Annotated in this window: 1 pseudogene; it reads left to right on the top strand. The window is 72.5% G+C overall.

Annotated features, from left to right (window positions below):
• Window positions 1–75 precede the first annotated feature (75 nt).
• Window positions 76–896, top strand: a pseudogene (locus J1902_RS18535) (hypothetical protein); the annotation flags it as partial.

Below are 896 nucleotides of genomic sequence, written 5' to 3'. Positions count from 1 at the left end.
GCCAGCCGCGGGAAACAGCCCGGGGCAGCCACCGGACCAGCCCGTGTAAGGCGCCGCCGCACGAAGGAGATACACATGAACCAGCTCAGCCTAGGCCCGAACAAAGGTGCGAATCCGCACGGAACGGCACCCGAAGCGGGAGCTGGAAGCGGACCGGCCGCCGGAACCGGGCCCGCGGCCGGAACCGGGCCCGCGGCCGGAACCGGGCCCGCGGCCGGAACCGGGCCCGCGGCCGGGGGTGCCGGTGCGCCGGCAAAGTACGACGCCGTGCTGGGCCCCTTCACCATCCGCGACCTCATGGTCTTCGGGTCCACACTGCTCCTTTTCGTCGCCTCGCTGCTGCCCATGCTCGGCGGCCGCTACAACCTGTGGAACGTCAACAACCTTTTCTTCCTGGGCATCGGCATCATCCTGCCCCTCATCGTTGCCGCCCTGTTCGTGGCCCGCCGCCTGCAGCCGGACGCCGTGGTGCGCATCGGTTCCCTGTCGGTGGACCAGTTCGCGTCAGTGACCGCGTCCTTTGCCATGGCCCTGTTCTTCCTCGCCACGGCGTCGTTCTTCACGGGCAGCGCCCTCCTGGGCCTTATCGGTTCCCTTGGGCTCCTGCTCGCCACGGTCTTCGCGCCACGCCTTCCGTGGCTGTCCAGCGACTTCAAGGGCCGCACCGAGACCCCGGCGCACCTGGTGGCCCGCGATGCCGCCGTGCCCAGCCGGAAGCCGGCGGCACCCAAAGAGCCCAAGGCCCCCCGCGCCCCCAAGGAAAGCAAGCCCGCAGCCTGGAGCCCGGTGACGCCGGGCGGTGCCGTGCCGGCGGCCCAGGCGGGCCAGCCGGCCCCTGCCACCCAGGCGGCCGCCGCCGTGCCTCCCGCAGCCGCGCAGCCTGCAGCCGCGCAGCC

It is taken from the genome of Arthrobacter cavernae (assembly GCF_017368795.1).
In the GTDB taxonomy this organism is placed as follows: domain Bacteria; phylum Actinomycetota; class Actinomycetes; order Actinomycetales; family Micrococcaceae; genus Arthrobacter; species Arthrobacter cavernae.
This window is presented reverse-complemented; position numbering and strand designations above follow the sequence as displayed.